This is a genomic window from Enterobacter sp. BIDMC109, from assembly GCF_001037885.1.
Classification (GTDB): domain Bacteria; phylum Pseudomonadota; class Gammaproteobacteria; order Enterobacterales; family Enterobacteriaceae; genus Enterobacter; species Enterobacter hormaechei_C.
Window position 1 is genome coordinate 1,624,697 of sequence record NZ_KQ090002.1, and the last position, 17,260, is coordinate 1,641,956.

At 56.4% G+C, this 17,260-nt stretch carries 27 protein-coding genes and 2 pseudogenes; 3 read left to right on the plus strand and 26 right to left on the minus strand.

Going from position 1 to position 17,260, the window contains the following annotated elements; translation table 11 throughout:
• Positions 1–15: 15 nt before the first annotated feature.
• From fliI to fliF, 4 genes are read right to left on the minus strand one after another with little or no spacing between them, the layout of a single operon-like run.
• Positions 16–1,386 carry a flagellar protein export ATPase FliI gene (fliI, locus tag SK62_RS07600; protein WP_048249384.1) on the minus strand — a complete coding sequence of 457 codons (1,371 nt, stop codon included), beginning with the start codon at positions 1,384–1,386 and terminating at the stop codon, positions 16–18.
• Complete coding sequence (gene fliH, locus SK62_RS07605; protein ID WP_032619386.1) at positions 1,386–2,093, minus strand: flagellar assembly protein FliH; 708 nt, start codon at positions 2,091–2,093, stop codon at positions 1,386–1,388. Before fliH ends, fliI begins: the two co-directional genes overlap by 1 nt.
• Positions 2,086–3,084: a flagellar motor switch protein FliG gene (gene fliG / locus SK62_RS07610; protein ID WP_003859608.1), complete on the minus strand. Its 999-nt coding sequence runs from the start codon at positions 3,082–3,084 to the stop codon at positions 2,086–2,088. The genes fliH and fliG overlap by 8 nt, the downstream gene beginning before the upstream one ends.
• Complete coding sequence (gene fliF / locus SK62_RS07615) at positions 3,077–4,759, minus strand: flagellar basal-body MS-ring/collar protein FliF (protein WP_023303922.1); 1,683 nt, start codon at positions 4,757–4,759, stop codon at positions 3,077–3,079. Before fliF ends, fliG begins: the two co-directional genes overlap by 8 nt.
• A gap of 228 nt (positions 4,760–4,987) precedes the next feature.
• Between fliF and fliE the strand changes: the two genes are divergently transcribed.
• Positions 4,988–5,302, plus strand: a complete 315-nt coding sequence (gene fliE / locus SK62_RS07620) for a flagellar hook-basal body complex protein FliE (protein WP_003859612.1) — start codon at positions 4,988–4,990, stop codon at positions 5,300–5,302.
• Positions 5,303–5,328: 26 nt separating this feature from the next.
• Here fliE and SK62_RS07625 read toward each other — a convergent pair whose 3' ends face one another.
• The 22 genes and pseudogenes from SK62_RS07625 to SK62_RS07725 all read right to left on the minus strand — a co-directional run bounded on the left by SK62_RS07625 (position 5,329) and on the right by SK62_RS07725 (position 16,355).
• On the minus strand, positions 5,329–6,624 hold the full coding sequence (locus SK62_RS07625; RefSeq protein ID WP_048249386.1) for a tyrosine-type recombinase/integrase: 1,296 nt from the start codon (positions 6,622–6,624) through the stop codon (positions 5,329–5,331).
• Between the two features lie 45 nt (positions 6,625–6,669).
• On the minus strand, positions 6,670–6,915 hold the full coding sequence (locus SK62_RS07630) for an excisionase family protein (protein WP_014070846.1): 246 nt from the start codon (positions 6,913–6,915) through the stop codon (positions 6,670–6,672).
• Between the two features lie 112 nt (positions 6,916–7,027).
• Positions 7,028–7,312 (minus strand): annotated as a pseudogene (locus tag SK62_RS07635) (DUF550 domain-containing protein); the annotation flags it as partial.
• A 45-nt stretch (positions 7,313–7,357) separates the two neighbouring features.
• Complete coding sequence (locus SK62_RS07640) at positions 7,358–7,558, minus strand: DUF4222 domain-containing protein (RefSeq protein WP_233172198.1); 201 nt, start codon at positions 7,556–7,558, stop codon at positions 7,358–7,360.
• 16 nt (positions 7,559–7,574) lie between these two features.
• Complete coding sequence (locus SK62_RS07645) at positions 7,575–8,201, minus strand: ASCH domain-containing protein (protein WP_049108585.1); 627 nt, start codon at positions 8,199–8,201, stop codon at positions 7,575–7,577.
• 11 nt (positions 8,202–8,212) lie between these two features.
• Positions 8,213–8,431, minus strand: coding sequence for a TraR/DksA family transcriptional regulator (locus SK62_RS07650; protein ID WP_049108571.1), 219 nt, complete (start codon positions 8,429–8,431; stop codon positions 8,213–8,215).
• A gap of 91 nt (positions 8,432–8,522) precedes the next feature.
• Positions 8,523–8,753 carry a hypothetical protein gene (locus tag SK62_RS07655; RefSeq protein ID WP_032671011.1) on the minus strand — a complete coding sequence of 77 codons (231 nt, stop codon included), beginning with the start codon at positions 8,751–8,753 and terminating at the stop codon, positions 8,523–8,525.
• On the minus strand, positions 8,750–8,941 hold the full coding sequence (locus SK62_RS07660) for a DUF1382 family protein (RefSeq protein ID WP_045324638.1): 192 nt from the start codon (positions 8,939–8,941) through the stop codon (positions 8,750–8,752). Before SK62_RS07660 ends, SK62_RS07655 begins: the two co-directional genes overlap by 4 nt.
• Positions 8,938–9,474, minus strand: a complete 537-nt coding sequence (locus SK62_RS07665; RefSeq protein WP_045324636.1) for a hypothetical protein — start codon at positions 9,472–9,474, stop codon at positions 8,938–8,940. Before SK62_RS07665 ends, SK62_RS07660 begins: the two co-directional genes overlap by 4 nt.
• The gene (locus SK62_RS07670) at positions 9,471–9,689 is read right to left on the minus strand and encodes a hypothetical protein (RefSeq protein ID WP_048249390.1); all 219 of its coding nucleotides are present in this window, start codon (positions 9,687–9,689) and stop codon (positions 9,471–9,473) included. The genes SK62_RS07665 and SK62_RS07670 overlap by 4 nt, the downstream gene beginning before the upstream one ends.
• Positions 9,686–10,288 carry a phage N-6-adenine-methyltransferase gene (locus tag SK62_RS23145; protein ID WP_226869056.1) on the minus strand — a complete coding sequence of 201 codons (603 nt, stop codon included), beginning with the start codon at positions 10,286–10,288 and terminating at the stop codon, positions 9,686–9,688. The genes SK62_RS07670 and SK62_RS23145 overlap by 4 nt, the downstream gene beginning before the upstream one ends.
• Positions 10,277–11,503 (minus strand): annotated as a pseudogene (locus SK62_RS07675) (DNA cytosine methyltransferase); the annotation flags it as partial. The gene SK62_RS23145 and the pseudogene SK62_RS07675, both read right to left, overlap by 12 nt.
• Positions 11,500–11,652 (minus strand): DUF1317 family protein, encoded by a 153-nt coding sequence (locus tag SK62_RS07680; RefSeq protein ID WP_006809793.1) that lies wholly within the window; start codon positions 11,650–11,652, stop codon positions 11,500–11,502. The gene SK62_RS07680 and the pseudogene SK62_RS07675, both read right to left, overlap by 4 nt.
• On the minus strand, positions 11,649–12,077 hold the full coding sequence (locus SK62_RS07685; RefSeq protein ID WP_048249391.1) for a hypothetical protein: 429 nt from the start codon (positions 12,075–12,077) through the stop codon (positions 11,649–11,651). Before SK62_RS07685 ends, SK62_RS07680 begins: the two co-directional genes overlap by 4 nt.
• Positions 12,074–12,754 carry a lambda exonuclease family protein gene (locus tag SK62_RS07690; RefSeq protein ID WP_048249393.1) on the minus strand — a complete coding sequence of 227 codons (681 nt, stop codon included), beginning with the start codon at positions 12,752–12,754 and terminating at the stop codon, positions 12,074–12,076. Before SK62_RS07690 ends, SK62_RS07685 begins: the two co-directional genes overlap by 4 nt.
• Positions 12,751–13,596, minus strand: a complete 846-nt coding sequence (gene bet, locus SK62_RS07695; protein WP_045324626.1) for a phage recombination protein Bet — start codon at positions 13,594–13,596, stop codon at positions 12,751–12,753. The genes SK62_RS07690 and bet overlap by 4 nt, the downstream gene beginning before the upstream one ends.
• Before the next feature lie 18 nt (positions 13,597–13,614).
• Entirely contained in the window at positions 13,615–13,899 is a 285-nt protein-coding gene (gene gamL / locus SK62_RS07700; protein ID WP_048249395.1) for a host nuclease inhibitor GamL, read from the minus strand.
• A 78-nt stretch (positions 13,900–13,977) separates the two neighbouring features.
• Complete coding sequence (locus tag SK62_RS07705) at positions 13,978–14,184, minus strand: cell division protein FtsZ (RefSeq protein WP_001752704.1); 207 nt, start codon at positions 14,182–14,184, stop codon at positions 13,978–13,980.
• Entirely contained in the window at positions 14,181–14,339 is a 159-nt protein-coding gene (locus tag SK62_RS23030) for a hypothetical protein (RefSeq protein WP_023330205.1), read from the minus strand. The genes SK62_RS07705 and SK62_RS23030 overlap by 4 nt, the downstream gene beginning before the upstream one ends.
• Positions 14,336–14,590, minus strand: a complete 255-nt coding sequence (locus SK62_RS07715) for a hypothetical protein (protein WP_048249397.1) — start codon at positions 14,588–14,590, stop codon at positions 14,336–14,338. The genes SK62_RS23030 and SK62_RS07715 overlap by 4 nt, the downstream gene beginning before the upstream one ends.
• 133 nt (positions 14,591–14,723) lie before the next feature.
• Positions 14,724–14,969: a hypothetical protein gene (locus SK62_RS07720; protein ID WP_048249399.1), complete on the minus strand. Its 246-nt coding sequence runs from the start codon at positions 14,967–14,969 to the stop codon at positions 14,724–14,726.
• Positions 14,970–15,722: 753 nt separating this feature from the next.
• Positions 15,723–16,355: a LexA family protein gene (locus SK62_RS07725; protein WP_017693163.1), complete on the minus strand. Its 633-nt coding sequence runs from the start codon at positions 16,353–16,355 to the stop codon at positions 15,723–15,725.
• A 98-nt stretch (positions 16,356–16,453) separates the two neighbouring features.
• Here SK62_RS07725 and SK62_RS07730 point away from each other — a divergent pair, with 98 nt between their 5' ends.
• Both SK62_RS07730 and SK62_RS07735 read left to right on the plus strand, forming a co-directional pair.
• The gene (locus SK62_RS07730) at positions 16,454–16,675 is read left to right on the plus strand and encodes a helix-turn-helix domain-containing protein (RefSeq protein WP_017693164.1); all 222 of its coding nucleotides are present in this window, start codon (positions 16,454–16,456) and stop codon (positions 16,673–16,675) included.
• 29 nt (positions 16,676–16,704) lie between these two features.
• Positions 16,705–17,250: a toxin YdaT domain-containing protein gene (locus SK62_RS07735; RefSeq protein ID WP_048249401.1), complete on the plus strand. Its 546-nt coding sequence runs from the start codon at positions 16,705–16,707 to the stop codon at positions 17,248–17,250.
• Positions 17,251–17,260: the final 10 nt, after the last annotated feature.

Here is a 17,260-nt window from a genome sequence, read left to right on the forward strand (position 1 = left end):
CGCCCTCCACCTGTGTTACACCTGCGGGAAAATCAGCGCCAGTGCCTGGAGGGAATCTTCCCAGTCGGCGCGTTCAAAAATACCCTGTTGCAGAAATGCCTCCAGCTGCGGCCACAGGGCAATCGCTTTATCGAGCATCGGGTCGCTGCCTTTGGCGTACGCCCCGACGCTCACCAGATCGCGGTTGCGCTGGAAGCTGGAGAGCAGTTGTTTGAAGTTACGCACGCGGGCGTAGTGTTGCTCGGTGATCAAGGCCGTCATCGCACGGCTGATCGAGGCTTCAATATCAATTGCCGGGTAGTGCCCGGCTTCGGCCAGACGGCGCGACAGCACGATATGGCCGTCGAGAATCGCTCGCGCGGAGTCGGCAATCGGGTCCTGCTGGTCATCGCCTTCGGTCAGTACCGTATAGAACGCGGTGATGGAGCCTCCGCCGCTGATGCCGTTCCCCGCGCGCTCAACCAACGCCGGGAGCTTGGCGAAGACCGACGGCGGGTAGCCTTTGGTCGCGGGCGGCTCGCCGATGGCCAGCGCAATCTCACGCTGCGCCATCGCGTAGCGGGTCAGGGAGTCCATAATCAGCAGCACGTGCTGGCCCCGGTCGCGGAAATCTTCCGCAATACGCGTGGCGTAGGCGGCACCCTGCATACGCAGTAGCGGCGACACGTCCGCAGGCGCGGCGATCACCACCGAGCGGGCGCGGCCCTCCGCACCCAGAATGTTTTCGATGAAATCTTTGACTTCGCGACCACGCTCACCAATCAGGCCAACCACGATAACGTCCGCCTGGGTATAACGCGCCATCATGCCGAGCAGGACCGATTTACCCACGCCGGAGCCGGCAAACAGCCCCATACGCTGGCCGCGTCCCACGGTGAGCAGGGCGTTAATCGGCCGCACGCCGGTATCCAGTACGTGCTCGATTGGCGTGCGTTGCAGCGGGTTGAAGGGTTGGGTGATCAGCGCGCCGGTTTCGGTGGTATCAGGGGAGGGCAGGCCATCGAGCGGTTTGCCGCTTCCGTCCAGCACGCGGCCCAGCAGCGCCGGACCGAGCGGGAGCTGTTTGCCGCTTTGCAGGCCGTCACCGCTGATGTTTTTCGCGTAGACGCGGGCGCCGGGCAAAATCCCTTCCACTTCTTCAAGGGGCATCAGAAACAGGCGCTGACCGTTGAACCCGACCACTTCGCTTTCCACTTCACGCGTCTCCCCCCCGTCCTGACGCTCAATCACGCAGGTGGCGCCGAGCGGAAGTTGCAGCCCAGTGGCTTCCAGGACCAGACCGGTGGCGCGCGTCAGGCGTCCATAACGACGAACGGATGGCAGCTGCGCCATCTTCGTTTCAAAATTATCGAGCGTGTTAAGCCAGCGCGTAAGGCGAGCGGTCATCAGATGACTCCCGGTGCCGCCAGGCGGCACAGTTCCTGCCAGCGGGTCGCGACGCTGGCATCCAGATCGCCCTCATCCGCCGAGACCTTACAGCCTCCGTGATGGAGCGACGGATCGCCGCGCAGCCGCCAGCCGTGCAGGCTCAGCGTCGCGCCGAGGCTCTCTTCCACGCGCTGCAAATCATCAGGATGAACGCGCAGCTGCGGTTTGCCGCTGAACAGCGGCTCCTGCTGGAGCAGCCCCTGGATCTGCTTAATCAGCGCGGCGTTATCCACTACCGGCGTCTGGCCGATCACCTGACGGGCCGCCTCCAGCGCCATCTGCATCAGGCGCGAAGCAATCACGCTGTCGAGCGCATCCAGCGTGTGCTGAAACTCGCTCACCAGTTGCTGCATGCGGGCATGCAGCGGCGCCTGCTGCTGGCGCGCCTGCTCGATGCCCTGTTCTAAACCTTTCGCCAGCCCTTCCTGATAGCCCTGTGCGTGCCCGGTCTGACGGCCTTCGTTCATCCCGGCGTTGAAGCCCTGCTCGTGCGCCTGCATTTGCATCTGGGCCAGCATCTGGGCGCGTTGTTCCTCTTCACTCAGCTCGGGGATGCCCGCCCCGGCGTCGCCCTCGTCGGACGACACAACGGCAGGGGTGAACTCTGCGGTGGGAGGGGAGAGGTCGTCAGGCGTCCAGCGCTTCCACGACAGTTCATCAGACATAGGTGTCGTCTCCGCTGCCAATCACCATCTCGCCGGTTTCTGCCAGACGACGAACAATAAGCAGGATCGCCTTCTGTTCGTTTTCCACCTGAGACAAACGCACCGGGCCACGGTTGGCCAGGTCGTCGCGCAGGATATCGGCCGCACGCTGGGACATGTTGCGCAGGAATTTCTCGCGCAGCGGCTGCTCGGCGCCTTTGAGGGCGATAAGCAGCGATTCGGAGTCCACCTCCTGGAGCAGGCGCTGGATGCTGCGATCGTCCACTTCGACCAGGTTTTCGAACAGGAACATCTCGTCGATAATTTTCTGCGCCAGCTCGCCGTCGAACTCGCGTACCGCCGTAATAACCGCCTCTTCCTGCTGCGTTTTCATCAGGTTGATGATTTCCGCTGCCGTTCTCACGCCACCCATTTTGCTGCGCTTGAGGTTCTGGCCGTCGAGCAGGTTGTTCAGCACTTCGGTCAGCTCCGCCAGCGCGGCTGGCTGGACGCCGCCGAAGGTGGCGATACGCAGCATCACGTCGTGGCGCAGGCGCTCGTCAAACAGCGCCAGAATATCGGCTGCCTGACCCCGTTTGAGGTGGACCAGAATGGTGGCGATAATCTGCGGGTGCTCGTCGCGAATAAGATCGGCGGCGCTTTGCGGCTCCATAAAGTTGAGCGTTTCGATCCCGCTGGCGGTGTCGCGCGTTTCGAGAATATCTTCCAGCAGGCTGGCGGCGCGCTCTTCGCCCAGCGCCTTAACCAGCACGGAGCGCAGGTATTCGTTGGCGTTGACGTTGAGCGCGGCAAACTGCTCGGCTTCCTGCTCAAACTCCGCCAGCACTTCTGTCAGCTGCTTGTTGGAGATCTGGCGCACGTTGGCCATCGCCGCGCTGAGGATCTGCACTTCTCGCTGGGAGAGATGTTTAAACACTTCCGCCGCGCGATCTTCGCCAATGGTCATCAGCAGGATGACGCTCTTATCGGTGCCTGTAAGCGTATTACTCATGTTCGTTACCCATCCAACCGCGGATGACCAGCGCGACGACGCGCGGATCGTTATCTGACATTTCGCGAATGCGCTGGCTCATCACCTCTGCGCCCATACGCTGGTTAGCACGGCGCTGCTGCATCTGTTCATCTTTGCTGAGACGAACTTCAACCGCTTCTTCCTCGTCCGGACGCGCGTTCTTCTGTTCCAGCGCGGCTTTCTCGGCTTCAGCACGGCGCTGTAGCTGAGGACGAACGCCCTTACGCCACAGCAGCCACGCGACAATCAGCACCAGCAGCCAGCGGCCTGCGGACATCAGCTGATCGAAGAACGCCTGCTGTTGCCAGAACGGCAGTTCGCCACCGGTCTCATCCACCGGGTTGAACGGTGAGTTCACAACGTTGAGGGTATCGCCACGTTTTTCAGAGAAGCCCATCGCTTCGCGGGTTAAATCTTCGATCTGCTTCATCTGCTCCGCCGTGAGCGGCAGCGGTTTACTGTCCGGCAGCGTTTTGTAGTTCACCACCACGGCAACAGAGAGACGCTGAATATCGCCCGTGTTCAGTTTGGTATGGCGGATAGTCCGGTCGACTTCGTAGTTGGTCGTTTCGTTACGGCTGCTGTTACGCGGGCCGGTACTGTTCGCGGTCGAGGTCGTCTGCTGATTCGTTTGCTGACCGTTCTGCGGGTTTGCCGGCGGGGTGGAGATTGGCGCGGCGTTGGCAGGCGCAGGCTGGTTAGAGAGCGCGCCCGGCACACCGCCAGGATACTGTCCGCCGACCTGTTCCGTCTCATTGATCTGACGCGAGCGTAACACGGCGCGGGAGGCATCCCCGTTCGGAGCGTACTGCTCTTCGGTCTGTTCTTTATTCGAGAAATCAATCTGCGCGGTGACCTGCGCGTGTACGTTGCTGCTGCCGACCACCGGGCCCAGAATCGCTTCGATGCGACGCTGGAGACGGCCTTCCACATCCGCGGCGTATTTCAGCTGGGCGTCATTGAGATCGCGCCCGGCGGTGTTGGACTGCGTCAGCAGATGACCACTCTGATCCACCAGCGTAACGTTACCCGGCGGCAGGCCGGCCACCGCACTGGAGACCAGGTGCGTGACGGCGCTGATCTGCCCTTCATCCAGCGCACGGCCAGGTTCGAGGTTAACGGTCACAGAGGCCGAAGGGGACTTTTGTTCACGGACAAACAGGGACGGCTTAGGCATCGCCAGGTGCACGCGGGCACTTTTCACCGGGCCTAAGGTTTCAATCGTACGGGCCAGCTCACCTTCCAGTGCGCGCTGATAGTTAACCTGCTCGCTGAACTGACTGATGCCGAATTTTTCCTGATCCAGCAGCTCAAAACCAACCGCGCCGCCTTTTGGCAGCCCCTGCTGGGCGAGACGCAGGCGAAGCTCGTGCACTTTATCTGCCGGTACTTCAAGCGCACCACCGTTATCGGCAAAGCGATACGGGATGTTCATCTGGGTTAACTGGGTGACGATGGCACCGCCATCCTGGTCAGAAAGGTTGCTGTAGAGCGTGCGGTAATCCGGGCTTTTTGCCCATAAGACCATCGCGACAACGATCGCAATGGCGGCAGCGCCTGCCACAATCAACGGGATCTTAGGGTTGGCGCGAAGGCGGTTCATCCACTCGAGTGATTTATTCTGTGGCGCTGTCGATGCTGCTGTCGCACTCATTGCGCACCTCTTAAATCCTGGTGGTTTACGTTATTCGTGTAGAGAAACAAAACTGACTCCCGGGTCGGCAAACACGACAAAAGTTCCATACTGATGGCCCTGCCATTATTTGATGATTCGGGATTTTCTATGCGTCAAATAACCTGGTTTTTTAACGCTATTTACCGCCATTATCTTATTGACAAGCTGTTAGTCTTGACCTCGTAAAAAACCATCCAGGGGAGAGTCATGGCTATACAGGGCATTGAAGGGGTACTCAGTCAGTTACAGGCAACGGCGATGACCGCCCGTAATCAGAGCGTGGCTGACCAGCCGCCGGGCGTTAGCTTCGCCGGTCAACTGCATGCGGCGCTGGACCGGATCAGCGACAAGCAAAACGCGGCCCGTACCCAGGCTGAGAGATTTACCCTTGGCGAACCCGGCGTGGCGCTCAACGATGTGATGGCCGATCTGCAAAAAGCGTCGGTGTCATTGCAGATGGGGTTGCAGGTGCGTAACAAGCTGGTGTCGGCATACCAGGAAGTGATGGGCATGCAAGTTTAGGTTATCTAACCTAATGATATTTATAATTAATAACCATCCGATCCCACGGCGTGGGGCATGGATGGGGCAAACTCACTCAATTTCTGGTTGAGGATGAGTACCTGGTCCTGGTTATTTTCAGCCATCCAGGATCCGTACACCCGGTAAACCATTTGCGCGTCGGTGTGGCCCATTTGCTTCGCGATGAAGTTCGGGTTAGCACCGGCAGCCAACGACCAGCATGCATACGTGTGTCGGGACTGGTATGCTCTGCGATAGCGAATCCCGGCGCGCCGCATTGCTGCCTCCCATGACTGGTTGATCGACCCCACAGCGTAATGATGCCCGGCACGGCTGTTACGCGAAGCGATCTGCGGGTTGAACACGAACGTGCACGGATGCACATCGGTACGGCCATACTCGCGGAGTTTCACTTCAACCTGATACTGCTTACCCAGGCGTGTTAACTCGGCCTGGCTCTTCAGCACGTCGATCGCTGGCTGAATGAGGTTGATGATACGGTCCGTTCCGGCCTCTGTTTTCGGAAGGGTGAACTCCTTCGTTAACGTGTGGTTCCGGCGGATCATCATCGTACCCGCTTTCAGGTCGATATCTTCCCAGGCCAGCGACACAAGTTCTCCGTGGCGCACACCGGTGTAGACGGCAAGAGACCACATGTTTTTCAGTTGCTGGTGGGCGCAGGCGTTAATCAACCTGACAAACTCATCGCGCGTCAGCGGGTCAGGCTCGCATCGTGACCGCTTAAGCATGGCGATCCCGGTGAACGGATTCACCCGTACATAACCGCTATCAGCGGCAAACTTAAACATCCCGCCCATGGTCTTCATGTAGTTGTTGACCGTTCTGACGGAGCGGCCTTTAACCGGAGTTTTTTGCCCGGCCTTCAGAGTGTGATAACCGGTCAGCAATTCCTTCCTGATAAACAGCAGGTCTTCCTGCGTTACCGCAGATACCAGCCTGTCGCCACCAATCCTGGGCACCATGTTGCGCGCTATAGATGCATAGCGTGACATCGCGTTGGTGCTGATCTCCATGCGCTTCAGATCCAGCCATTTATTTGCCAGTTCGAGAACGGTTATCTCCTTGCTCTCAACCCCAAATTTCTTCAGGTTCGGTGAGTCCGGGAACTGGGCGGCATAGTTGAAGTTGCCGGTCTTAATCGAAAAGCACACCGACGCCCGCAACTCGCCAGCTACTTTTCTGTTTTTTGGTGTATCCGGCACGCCGAGGCTTTCACGCACCCGGCTGCCTTTATAGATGAACCATATGCGGAGCGTACCGCCATGGTTCTCCACGCCTGTTGGGTATGCTGACTTAGCCATTATTCCCTCCTGACGTCCAAGAGCCCGCTAAGCATAAACGGATCTTCATTGGCGCGCACCCGGCTGTTTCTTTGACATGCTCTCCACCCACTGGTCGACAGCCTTTCGGTTGTACATGCATTCGCTGTTTTTCTTCGGCACGCCGTCCGGTGAGACGTGAAGGTATTCCCGTCCTACCATCCAGCATTTTTTGCGGGCCCGCTCGATAGTGCCCGGGCGAAGGCCGGTAATCTCGACGAGCTTTTCTTCGGTTACCCAGTCATTGGGCACGATTAAGGTCATTTCGCTCATGGGTGTCTCCAGGCAAAAAAAGAGCCCGGCGCGGGGCCGGGCAAAAGGGATGACGTTGCAGTGCTTTCGCACCCAATAGCCAGCTCATAACTGGCTATCAGTTGCGTCATGGTTTGATGTGGAGGCGCGGCTCGCCGTCTTTCGGCTCCGGCCACTGGCGAGCCATATTCACCTTTAGCTTTTCTTCCAGCGCCGCGGTGATTTGCTCATCGGTGATACCGGCGCGCCGCTGCGCGTCCCATAGCAGGAACTGCATATCAGCCCATTCACTTAGGTCGGCAGGATCGGCAGCAGCTTCCAGTGCCTCTTTCGAAAGGTGCTTCAGAGGTCCGATGGGACCGACATTGCCGAAGGTCTTTTCTGACCATTCAGCGTGGCGCCGCCGGATCAGGTTTCTGGTGAACTGCGATTTCTTCGATTCGTAAGGTTTCACGCTCTCTCCTCATGCTGCACGCTGGGCGCGCAGTTTCTTCAGGTGTTCTGCTGTTTCGATTTCTTCTGCGATCCGCTCAGCCTGTGCTTTGGTCAGCGGCTCGAATTCATGCTGAAAGCGACCTATGCTGGCGATGCAGGTGCGACCGTTGCGGATGTAGTGGATTACTTCGTGGGTAGCGCGGAGGATTTTGCATGGCTCACCGAACATGTCGGCTTACCAGGTATTAGGCTGGATTATCCTGAACATTGGGCACCACCTTAAATTCGATTACCCAGACCCAAGGGTTGACCTTCCAACTTTCATCGCCGTAAATAGATGTCCAGAGGCGAGCAAATACATCGCTTAGGCAGTCACCACTTTCCATATCAGCAATACAGCAACCTTCTTTCGATGCATCAGAATCGCTTATGCTGTTTAACCTCTCTACCCGCACCCCGGTTATCTCCAACGTGATGCGGCTGGCCCAGCGCGGCATGTGAATCGAAGGAACCCATTTACCATACGGACCGTTTCCGTCAGCTGCGTAAAGAATGGCTGAACAACCAGCAGGCTCTTCATGATCAGGAACCGGGCTGAATGTTTCACGCACCCAGATGCGATCGCCGACGGCACCGAACGGACAGGCGTAGCCTTCATTCTCATCGGCAACGCCAAATACATCTTTCTTTGCAGGCTGCAAGTATCCGTTTTTATCGACCACGCCAGGCGTGTACCAGTGTGCGTTTAAATCCAGATCGTAACCGTTATGCGTTGGGTGGAAGCCATCAGACGGCTGAACTTTCATGACCCGCCGCGTCTGCGTCTTCCGCCCGTCGAGGATGGCGCGCACCATCTCGCCGTTAAAAATCATTCCGTGCTCTTTCACTGGATCCCCCTCTGCTTGTTCCTCAATTCGATGACGCTCTGACACTCCGCGCACGTCTGGCAGCCGGGAACGGCAGCGCGCCGCGGCTCGGGAATTGGTTCGTCGCATTCTTCACAACGCTCAGCTGATACGTCGTTACGGTTCACTCGGTGAGCGGAAAGGGCAGCGTTACGCTGAAGCTCTTCAATCTCTGCTGCGGTATCGATGATGTCCATGGTCAATGCTCCCGGAACTGTCGGTTAATTCTGTTGAATGTGAATGCCAGCAATAAAAAAGGCCGCTTTAGCGACCTGACGATTATTGATTTCATGGCTGAATCCACCCCTTGCCTTTAACGTGCTGGATGACACCAAGCTTCCTGAGCGACTGGAGCCGGCGGTCAAGGATGCGGAAGACGTCCATCGGGTGCTTTCCTTCTGCTTCAGCAATGACGAGGCACTCCTGCCTGACGGAAGGGCTAAATATCTTCGAAAACGAGGTTGGCTGAGCGCCGATAGCGCTTAACACCTCGCTATCAAGCTTCGCGTATTTGGTCATGCTGCACCGCCTTCATTCTTCTCTGCTTCGACTGCCATCTGCTCAAGCCGTCGAGATAGCTCGGCGGCCAGTGTCTGGAAATCTTCCTCAGACGCCACCGGAATCGGCACGAAGCGAATCCCGATATGCGCAAGGTTATTGGCGATTTCGAGGCTTTTCCTCAAATCAACGGGCGAGGCTCTATTCATGCGGCACGCTCCAGTTCTATGATCCCGCCGCGCACTGCGTCGATGATGCGTTCAAGGTATTGATAATTGTGATTTGGCACTGCCGGCCATTTGGCATACCACGGATCATCACCAAGTAGTTCCAGCAACTTCTCACCGACTCGGCAATCGCAACAGTTAGCCTTCACATCCTCAGCACCCTCTGCCTCCTCCCACATTTCCCTGGCATCATCAGCATCGATTTCCTGCTGGCGCCGGAGCTTGATGATCTCACCTTTGACGAATTCAAGGTTGGCGTCGTTGTCATCATCCACCGTGCTTTGCAGTTGCGGGTCGAAATAGCCTATAAGGTACTCATTGCTGACGCGCTTAATGAAGTCCTGCACGGTATCACCGCCCATAGCAAACCAGGCACCGGTCCAGGCCTTACCGAAGCAGGTGATGGTGATGCGCCCCTTACCGGGCTCATAGTTTTCAATCATCACCCTTACCGGGTCGAGGCGTTCAACATCTGAAATGGTAAACGCCAGAACATCGCTTTTTTCAACCTTCACGAATCAACTCCGAAGCGGCGATTAAGCCGACCTGTGTATACGACGAACTCCAGGAGGCTAACTCCCAGAGCTTCTATTTTCTTGTGATGCTTGTTGATGATGGGAGGCACCGTTTCGTTCCAGTTAGGCTTTGGCTTCTTGCGCATGGCCTGCTGGATTTCCTCGGTGCAGCGGCGGCAAGCTGCGCGGATGGCGTTGTCTTTTTCTGGCGTCATGCGGCCTCCCGGCGGGCGAGAAGTTTCGTCCCGAAAGCCATAAGCTCGTCCCGGTCCACAGTTGCAAAGTGGCAGTGTGTACGCGGATACGGTCGCCAGATGATGAGCATCGACCCTTTATTGTTGCCGCTGACTGGCTTACCGGTGACCGGGTTGATAAATGCGAGCCGCCCGGCAGTGATAAAGCGAACCTCACTGGCGGTCTGGATCGCCTCTTTGAACCAGCCAACCGAAGTGTCTGCCGGAACCAGCATGACCGTGCCGATCTGATTGGCGCTCTCGGCAGCGGCCTTCTTAACGAACGGCATGATGTCGCTGTATGGCGGGTTCAGCCAGACGTAGCCAGGCACATTCAGGTAATCAGCCCATGGCGTTTCCAGAGTGTTCTGCTCGGCGGTGATGAACTTCCTGCACAGAGCGTTATGCGGCGCTGCGGCGGCATCAAGCTGGAAGCAGAACTCAGCATCAAGGGAAGCGAAGAGGGCTGGTGGAGTGCGCCAGAGGTCGCGCTGGTCGAGCGGTGTTTTACTTCCGCCATAACCACCATTCAACTTCTCTGCTGGCAGCGCTGCGGCGATGCGCTCACCAATCCAGCGCATAACCGGCACCGCCATGCTATTGCCGATGGCTTTATAGCGTGGCCCGTCCGGGCATTCATCAGCATCCTTTCCGCGCCAGCCGATCAGAGTGTGATTATCAGGAAAGCCCTGAAGGCGCTCGCACTCAATCGGTGTTAGGCGGCGAACCTGCATACCCCACCCGATAGCCCCTACACCCATGCCTGCACGGCCGCCATTCGGCGTCAACAGCGCGTTGGCTGTGCCGTCATTTCTCACTTCGACCGTACTTCCTTCTGATCGCCCACGGATTGCCAATGTGAATGGTTCAGTAACTATCGCGTTTTCCTGTCCGTTGTTGCGTCCAAGAGTGTGCGCCAGTTCTCGGTTGGTGTCAGGATCCTGCGTGCCGTGCACTGCGAAAGTCTCAGTATCAAAATCCAACCTGATCCCATGCGCGGTGCAGGAGGTTGCCACATCAATATGGCCGGCGGTATTGCCACCGCCAAAAGCAATCAGATGTCCAGCTTGTGCCTGGTTGTCGTCTGCGCCACACGTTCCAACGCCTCTTGCAGTAAGTGCGGCAACAGCCTTTTGCGTTTCTCGGCGCGGCGCAGAATCCCGGCGCACGCTGTCGAGCTCAAAAAGTACCGCTGAGGGATCGAATCCTTTTCGAGCACTTGCGACAACGAACACACGGCGGCGTCGTTGGGCCACTCCGAAAAATTGAGCATCAAGGACGCGCCAGGCAATAACCCTTTCTGGTCCAGACACACAACCTGCGTGCGTCCATTTTCCCCCTGCTGGTTGCAATTCACTGCTTTCTCCGGCAAGTCCTGCCAGAAAGCACCCGAAGGCATTGTCTTTGCTGCTGAGCACGCCGGGGACGTTTTCCCAGACGATGATTGCTTCTGGCTCACCGCGTTCGCGGCGCTTTGCGTCGATTGCATTGGCTAATTCCACGTAAGAGAGGGTTAACTGCCCGCGGTCATCAGACAGGCCTTCACGTAAACCGGCGATGCTGAATGCCTGGCAAGGCGTACCGCCGACCAGAACATCAGGCGCTTCGACATCACCAGCGCGCACCGCATCGGCGATTTTGGTCATGTCGCCGAGGTTGGTTACTTCCGGCCAGTGATGGGCGAGGACTGCGGAAGGGAATGGTTCGATTTCAGAGAACCAGGCAGGTTTCCAGCCGAGAGGTTCCCACGCTTTACTGGCAGCTTCGATGCCGCTGCACACGCTTCCGTATTTCATGCCGCCTCCTGCCTTTCCCGATATTCCTCAGCGAGCCGCTGCGCCTTTAATGGATTGCTGACCACTTCACCCCATGGCATTAGCCAGCCGTTACCAATGAAGGGAAGGCACAGCGTGCCAACCCTGATGTCGTCGTGAGCGTGAGTCATAGGATGGACTCCATTTCGTCGATGTAGAGGCCCTGAGCAATCAGGCGGCGGCGGCGGGCGGCACGTTCAATGCATTCCTGCCGTCTACCTTCCTGCGACTGCTCTATGGCGCGCCGGGTGAACAGCCGCGATTTGCCCTGCGGCGTTACGACCTTTGGCTTCGTGACCAGGTCGAATGCCCGGTCGCAGATGCCGTCCTCGTTGACCCATTTTCCCGACTCAACGATCTGCGCTATCTGTCCTGAGCCGCGGGTAATGCCGTTGGCGACCCGGTTAAACTCAATGAGCGATACGCCAAACTTCTCGGCGATTTCGCTGCCGGTGACCGGGCGACCGCGCGTCTGAATCATCCAGATAACGCGCTCTCGGAGGCCGGAGAATTGCCCGGTGCGCCCGGGCCTGCGGTAGAAGGGTGTGCGTTTCATTTCCACTGCTCCCCGAACGTGAAGCCGATTTCCGCCAGCGCCTCGTCCATGTTCTCGATGAACTCCGGCACCATTTCGTTGAAATCGGTCATGTACTGTGGATCCCGCTCAACGACGACGTGGTGAATACCTTCGCGTTTCATGCGCGGGTCGTAGTTTGCAAAGAACCAGGCGTCTTTTCCGGTAACCCACATGCTGTACTGCACCTGGGCCATGTACGCAGACTTGATGGCTTCAAAACCCCCAAGGCGGAATTTCATGAAGTCGCGAGAGGTGAAAGGGCATTTAAGCTCAAGACCGAATCCGTTACTGCACAGGCCGTCAGGGGAGCACGCGGTGCGCATGCTCTCGTCACGGAACAGGATCGGAGACTCCGTGACTTTCACGTCCGTGGTGAACTCGAAGAGGGTGCGGGCGTCTTCCTCGTACTGCTTGCCCCAGGCCAGCGCCTTGGCGTTAACCTCTGGCGCGACGCCGGTGCATACCTCGGCGAGCAGCGTGTGGAAGTAGGACATTTTCATGTCTGTCCACTTCTTCCCAGATCTTGGCTTTGCGATGACGTTATGCACTTCGGAGGCGGTGATGACGCCGAGGCGCAGCCGGTGCCACGCCTCATCGCCCTGTTGGATGGTTGTTACGTCAATACCGGTCCGGGCCAGGATAATTTCTGGTGTCATGCTGCCGCCTTAGCTCTTTTCTGAAGGAAGCCATACCCTTTCTGCGCCTCTTCTTCAGTGAGTTCTGACGCCTCAAGGATTTGCCGCTTGAAGATGTCGCTGCAAAGAGGAAGAAAGTCTTGCTCCATGTCCTTACCAAGCTCTTTCAAAAGATTGGTAATGGACTGGATGGTTTCTTCGCTTGCGGCTGGTGGAAGCGCTTCTGTGGTGCTGCGGGGCGTGACGTCACGGATATCAACGTCCAGTGATTTGCCTTCCATTTCTTCGGCGGTAGGCTGCTGTCCAATCTCAGGCCATGCCTTACGCAACGCCTGGGCTTCTGCGCATTTAGCCAGCTGGCCGTATGGGCGCTTTTTCCACATCGCGTTCGGCGCCGTGGTGTCGCGTCCGCCGGTGGCGTAGTTTTCAATCCAGTATTCTTTGGCGCTGAACTCGACGATCTCTCCGCTAGGCATGCGCTTGTAGACGGTGTATTTGCACCACTGAGGGAATGTGACCTCGACACCAGAAAGCGTCTGCGTCGTGTCTGGACCGAACTCTGGTTCGCGGGCACCGGCATAATCACCTGAGCGGTCCGCCTGAATGCGGTAAAGCCCGATGCCCGGCATGACCACGTCGCGCCAGTCGCCTTTACCTGTTTTCGAGTCTTTGACGTACATCGGAACGAGGTGGACAGGTTTGAGCAACGGATCCAGCTGGCGTGCGCGGCAGTAGTCAAGCGCCATCATTACCGATTCGTCTTTGGCGCCAGGGTAGATGCTATTCTTCAGCGCGCTCCAGGTGGAGACGTCGACGCCTATCTCCTGAAGTGACGTCGCTGTGATTGTTAATTCGTTTGCCATCGTTAATCCCCTCAAAAATTAAAACGGGCAGCCGGTACGGTGTTCCCAGTCGTATTCCGCCTGGGCGTAAGCAACTGCAGAAATGAAATCGTTGTACGCCTCGCCAGCTTTATCGCTGCGAAGCCCTTCGTACGGGCTGGAGTCAATCGGGATCGTGAAGTGGAAGAGGCCGGACGGTTCTTTTGGCATCATGTCGATGATTTGCTGCGCCCGGTCACCGATCCACTTCTCTTTCTCGTCGTCGAGCTGCTGCTCAACCCATAGCCGATCTTCGATGCGGTCGTAAGTGAGGTATGCGTTCATGGCTGAACTCCTGAAATTTGGATGTGCAGATCCCGCCCGCAAAAAGCCAGGCCGATCGGTTGAATAGGGTGGTTAATATCAGTGAACCATCGGCTCGCCGCGCTCATTCAGCAGCACAACGACGGAATCACTTTTGATGATGGTTTTTTCGAAGATGTTGAAGGCGTACAGGCCTTTCTCAACGTTCGCAGAGGCGCGATAAGTTTTGCCGTGGTGTTGCAGCATTGTTCCCGGTAAAACCTCGCTACGTGGCACTGATGCGGTGCCGTAGTGCATTCCAATCATACCTTCACCTCAACCTGTTCCAGGAGGCCAGCGATATGCATCTGCCAGCGGTTCAGCACCAGTTTTTCCCGCGGTGCCGACACCGACGTCAGCTGCCACTCGTTATCGTTGAGCTTTTTGGCGGTGTACTGCTTGCCGTTATGGGTGACTGTCATGATGCCTCCCGAGCGCGGAGCATTGCGTCGGCAATGTGATACGCATCTTCGGCTAATTCTTTGTATTGTGGTGATTCAGGGCCTCCACCAAACGAATGCCCGTCCCATCTGCGCACAATGGCAGCCATGGCCTTAGCCGCGAAGTAGTAGCGTAGCGACATACCACCATTGGTAATAACCTCTTCCACACCTGGGGCTACCGTCTTTCTTATGTGCGGAAAAGCTGGTCCGCCATGATTTTCTTTGCTCATAATCATCTCCGCGCTTAAGGCCGCGCCGCCGAACGTTAAACAAGACTTCTGCGCTAATGGGCGGTGGATGGCCGCCGGTTGTCATAACTAACCGCACTCATAGAGAACGGTGAGGTATGAAAAAAGCCGCTGGTTAGGCGGCTTTACCTTCGAACTTTGCCCCGCAGAACGGGCAGTAATTAATTGCGAGTTTGGTGTCAGCGTTTGTTAGGCGCTGCTCCGGATCCCCGTTTTTCTTGCGTTTGCGATATCGCACGTTGAATGGGAGCATTACTTGGCAATAGTCGCCTTTTTCGAGAACCCAAACGCGGTTACCAAAATCACACTCATCCATCGAATGAACGGCGTCACCAAGTGCCTCTTTGACGCGCTCTATCATCCTTTCCTTAACTTCTGTGAAACACTTACATGCCATCGCCTTACCCTCTGTAGTTAACCGCTGATGTGGGAGAAATGCTTTGGTCGGTGTGGTGGATTCGTGGACCGGATTGATCCGCGAGCATCACGAATCAGCTGCCCACCACACCCCAAAACATTCCACTGTATGCCCCGGAATAATCCGGGGCTGAATGTTGGTTTTCAGTCGTCACTGTTACCTGTTACATAACTCCTCCGATACGGTGCGCCGCGTCGAAAAGGGTGGCAGCGGCTAGCCATTTGAACGTGATGCCCAATCGGGCGTGAAAGATTCTGTGATTCAGCCCAACCCACTCACTTCGAATGGACTGGAATAAATCTGTTTGCGCTTCGCACCTCTCATCCCGTCAGTGTTGCCCGTTCCCACGCCTTTATCGCTCTCGCGAGGGGGTAGCCTTCTCACCGACCGGTTCGCCGCCGGTGATACGCCGCATTTTGTGCGTTGGGGTCTAAACAGGATTACCGAGTGCTGTTCCGACTTTGCATGTTATTAAAAAGCAGGCGACTTGCTGTCCGCCGCTGGCTAACTTCGCTCAGCTGTCGATGTTTCGTTTCGATGGATTAAAGATACAGATAAAACTGTATTATCGTCAACAGACAAAACTGTATTTAATAGCGTGCGAAACATATGTTTCTGTATTTATGAGTAATTTATTTTGTAAGGACGAAAAAAAACCGGCATTAGCCGGTTTGATTAGACGTTTGAGAGGGGGTTTTAGCGTTTGCGGCGGTAAATACGGTGCTCAATCATTACACCGATAATGGTTAAAGGTTGGTGATCGCTGTTAATGACAGGGTAGTCGTCATTGAGTGGGACCAGTTCAAAGTGCTGGCAGCCGAGAGGGTCTACCCATGTCGGGCGGTATTTTTTGAAGGTTGCCTGTGTTCCGCCGTTCTTCGCAACAACAAATTCCCCAGGCGTGGGTTCTACCTCAGGGTCGACAATAATAACGTCACCAGCCTTAAAATCTGGTTCCATTGAGTCGCCTTCAATACGCAACGCAAAGGTGTGCTGGGACACATCCAGATCAGTAAGTATGTATTCAAGGCTGCCATCGAAAGCCTCGATAGGGTTTTTCTCAGCCAAGGCTCCTGCCTGTACGTAGCTTATCAACGGAACTCTCCTGCTGTTGATCTCTGCCATCGGCATAAACGCGCCGCCGTTCATTAGCCAATCGGCGTCGCATTTAAGCGCCTTGGCTATTCCAATTATATTACGTGGCTTGAGAGTTTTCCCATCTTCAATGCTCTGCCATGACTGCTGCCGAATACCGGCCTTCTCAGCAGCTTCTGTCTGGGTTAATCCCAGCTCAATTCTTTTTTGTTTAACGCGATCCGCAAGGCTCATAAATCCCTCTCTCTGTATGCCTTGATAATCACAGTTAAAACTGTAATTGACAAACAGAAATAACTGTCACAGAATACAGATAAAACTGTGGAGGTGATATGGAAACAATTTCTCAACGCCTCAAGCAAAAACGTGAAGAGATGAATCTGTCTCAGGACCAGTTAGCAAAACTGGCTGGCATGAAACAGCAATCACTTCAGGCCATCGAGGCCGGGACTACTAAGCGTCCACGTTATTTGGTTGAGCTGGCTCGGGCTCTCAAATGTGAACCTGAATGGCTTCTTTTTGGCGATGAGCCGAATAAAACAACAGCCGCTTAACGGCGGCTCTAACCACGAAAGGGAAAGCAATGCATTCACTTGCGTATCAACAAGGTAACAAATTTTCGCCAACGGCGATGATTTACCAGAATCGCCGGGAACCTGATTCCTCGGCGTTAAACATCGATGGGATCCGCGCAGCCGTACGCGCCTGGGCAGCTGATTGCCGCAGCCGTGAATTTGTCGCCGCTCTGATTGTTGAAGAGTGGCGGGCAACCGGCGGCACCGGGCTGGATATCCCGACTGACTCACACCGCCAGATGCAGAAGGTGTTCCGCTGGATCGACGGAGACACCGAATATGCGACCAACAACATTCGCCAGCTGGCGCCGGCAATCATGTCCGTCCTGCCGCTGGAGTATCGCCATCGACTTCTTCCAGAGGACAGTTTCATGTCCCGCTTAGCTCGACTTGAGAAGGAAACGAGCGAGGCGAAAGTGGCCGTTGCGATGAACGCCCCGCGTCACCAGAAGCTCAAGGAACTCAGTGAGGGGATTGTAGAGATGTTCCGTGTCGACCCGGATCTGACCGCTCCGCTGATGGCCATGGTCACTTCGATGCTGGGGGTTATGTGAGAACTATAGA

Bases quoted from the DNA above. Each gene is read 5' to 3' on its own strand.
- fliI (WP_048249384.1), bottom strand. From the start codon at position 1,386: ATGACCGCTCGCCTTACGCGCTGGCTTAACACGCTCGATAATTTTGAA.
- fliH (WP_032619386.1), bottom strand. From the start codon at position 2,093: ATGTCTGATGAACTGTCGTGGAAGCGCTGGACGCCTGACGACCTCTCC.
- fliG (WP_003859608.1), bottom strand. From the start codon at position 3,084: ATGAGTAATACGCTTACAGGCACCGATAAGAGCGTCATCCTGCTGATG.
- fliF (WP_023303922.1), bottom strand. From the start codon at position 4,759: ATGAGTGCGACAGCAGCATCGACAGCGCCACAGAATAAATCACTCGAG.
- fliE (WP_003859612.1), top strand. From the start codon at position 4,988: ATGGCTATACAGGGCATTGAAGGGGTACTCAGTCAGTTACAGGCAACG.
- SK62_RS07625 (WP_048249386.1), bottom strand. From the start codon at position 6,624: ATGGCTAAGTCAGCATACCCAACAGGCGTGGAGAACCATGGCGGTACG.
- SK62_RS07630 (WP_014070846.1), bottom strand. From the start codon at position 6,915: ATGAGCGAAATGACCTTAATCGTGCCCAATGACTGGGTAACCGAAGAA.
- SK62_RS07640 (WP_233172198.1), bottom strand. From the start codon at position 7,558: ATGTTCGGTGAGCCATGCAAAATCCTCCGCGCTACCCACGAAGTAATC.
- SK62_RS07645 (WP_049108585.1), bottom strand. From the start codon at position 8,201: ATGATTTTTAACGGCGAGATGGTGCGCGCCATCCTCGACGGGCGGAAG.
- SK62_RS07650 (WP_049108571.1), bottom strand. From the start codon at position 8,431: ATGGACATCATCGATACCGCAGCAGAGATTGAAGAGCTTCAGCGTAAC.
- SK62_RS07655 (WP_032671011.1), bottom strand. From the start codon at position 8,753: ATGACCAAATACGCGAAGCTTGATAGCGAGGTGTTAAGCGCTATCGGC.
- SK62_RS07660 (WP_045324638.1), bottom strand. From the start codon at position 8,941: ATGAATAGAGCCTCGCCCGTTGATTTGAGGAAAAGCCTCGAAATCGCC.
- SK62_RS07670 (WP_048249390.1), bottom strand. From the start codon at position 9,689: ATGACGCCAGAAAAAGACAACGCCATCCGCGCAGCTTGCCGCCGCTGC.
- SK62_RS23145 (WP_226869056.1), bottom strand. From the start codon at position 10,288: ATGCGCTGGATTGGTGAGCGCATCGCCGCAGCGCTGCCAGCAGAGAAG.
- SK62_RS07680 (WP_006809793.1), bottom strand. From the start codon at position 11,652: ATGACTCACGCTCACGACGACATCAGGGTTGGCACGCTGTGCCTTCCC.
- SK62_RS07685 (WP_048249391.1), bottom strand. From the start codon at position 12,077: ATGAAACGCACACCCTTCTACCGCAGGCCCGGGCGCACCGGGCAATTC.
- SK62_RS07690 (WP_048249393.1), bottom strand. From the start codon at position 12,754: ATGACACCAGAAATTATCCTGGCCCGGACCGGTATTGACGTAACAACC.
- bet (WP_045324626.1), bottom strand. From the start codon at position 13,596: ATGGCAAACGAATTAACAATCACAGCGACGTCACTTCAGGAGATAGGC.
- gamL (WP_048249395.1), bottom strand. From the start codon at position 13,899: ATGAACGCATACCTCACTTACGACCGCATCGAAGATCGGCTATGGGTT.
- SK62_RS07705 (WP_001752704.1), bottom strand. From the start codon at position 14,184: ATGATTGGAATGCACTACGGCACCGCATCAGTGCCACGTAGCGAGGTT.
- SK62_RS23030 (WP_023330205.1), bottom strand. From the start codon at position 14,339: ATGACAGTCACCCATAACGGCAAGCAGTACACCGCCAAAAAGCTCAAC.
- SK62_RS07715 (WP_048249397.1), bottom strand. From the start codon at position 14,590: ATGAGCAAAGAAAATCATGGCGGACCAGCTTTTCCGCACATAAGAAAG.
- SK62_RS07720 (WP_048249399.1), bottom strand. From the start codon at position 14,969: ATGATAGAGCGCGTCAAAGAGGCACTTGGTGACGCCGTTCATTCGATG.
- SK62_RS07725 (WP_017693163.1), bottom strand. From the start codon at position 16,355: ATGAGCCTTGCGGATCGCGTTAAACAAAAAAGAATTGAGCTGGGATTA.
- SK62_RS07730 (WP_017693164.1), top strand. From the start codon at position 16,454: ATGGAAACAATTTCTCAACGCCTCAAGCAAAAACGTGAAGAGATGAAT.
- SK62_RS07735 (WP_048249401.1), top strand. From the start codon at position 16,705: ATGCATTCACTTGCGTATCAACAAGGTAACAAATTTTCGCCAACGGCG.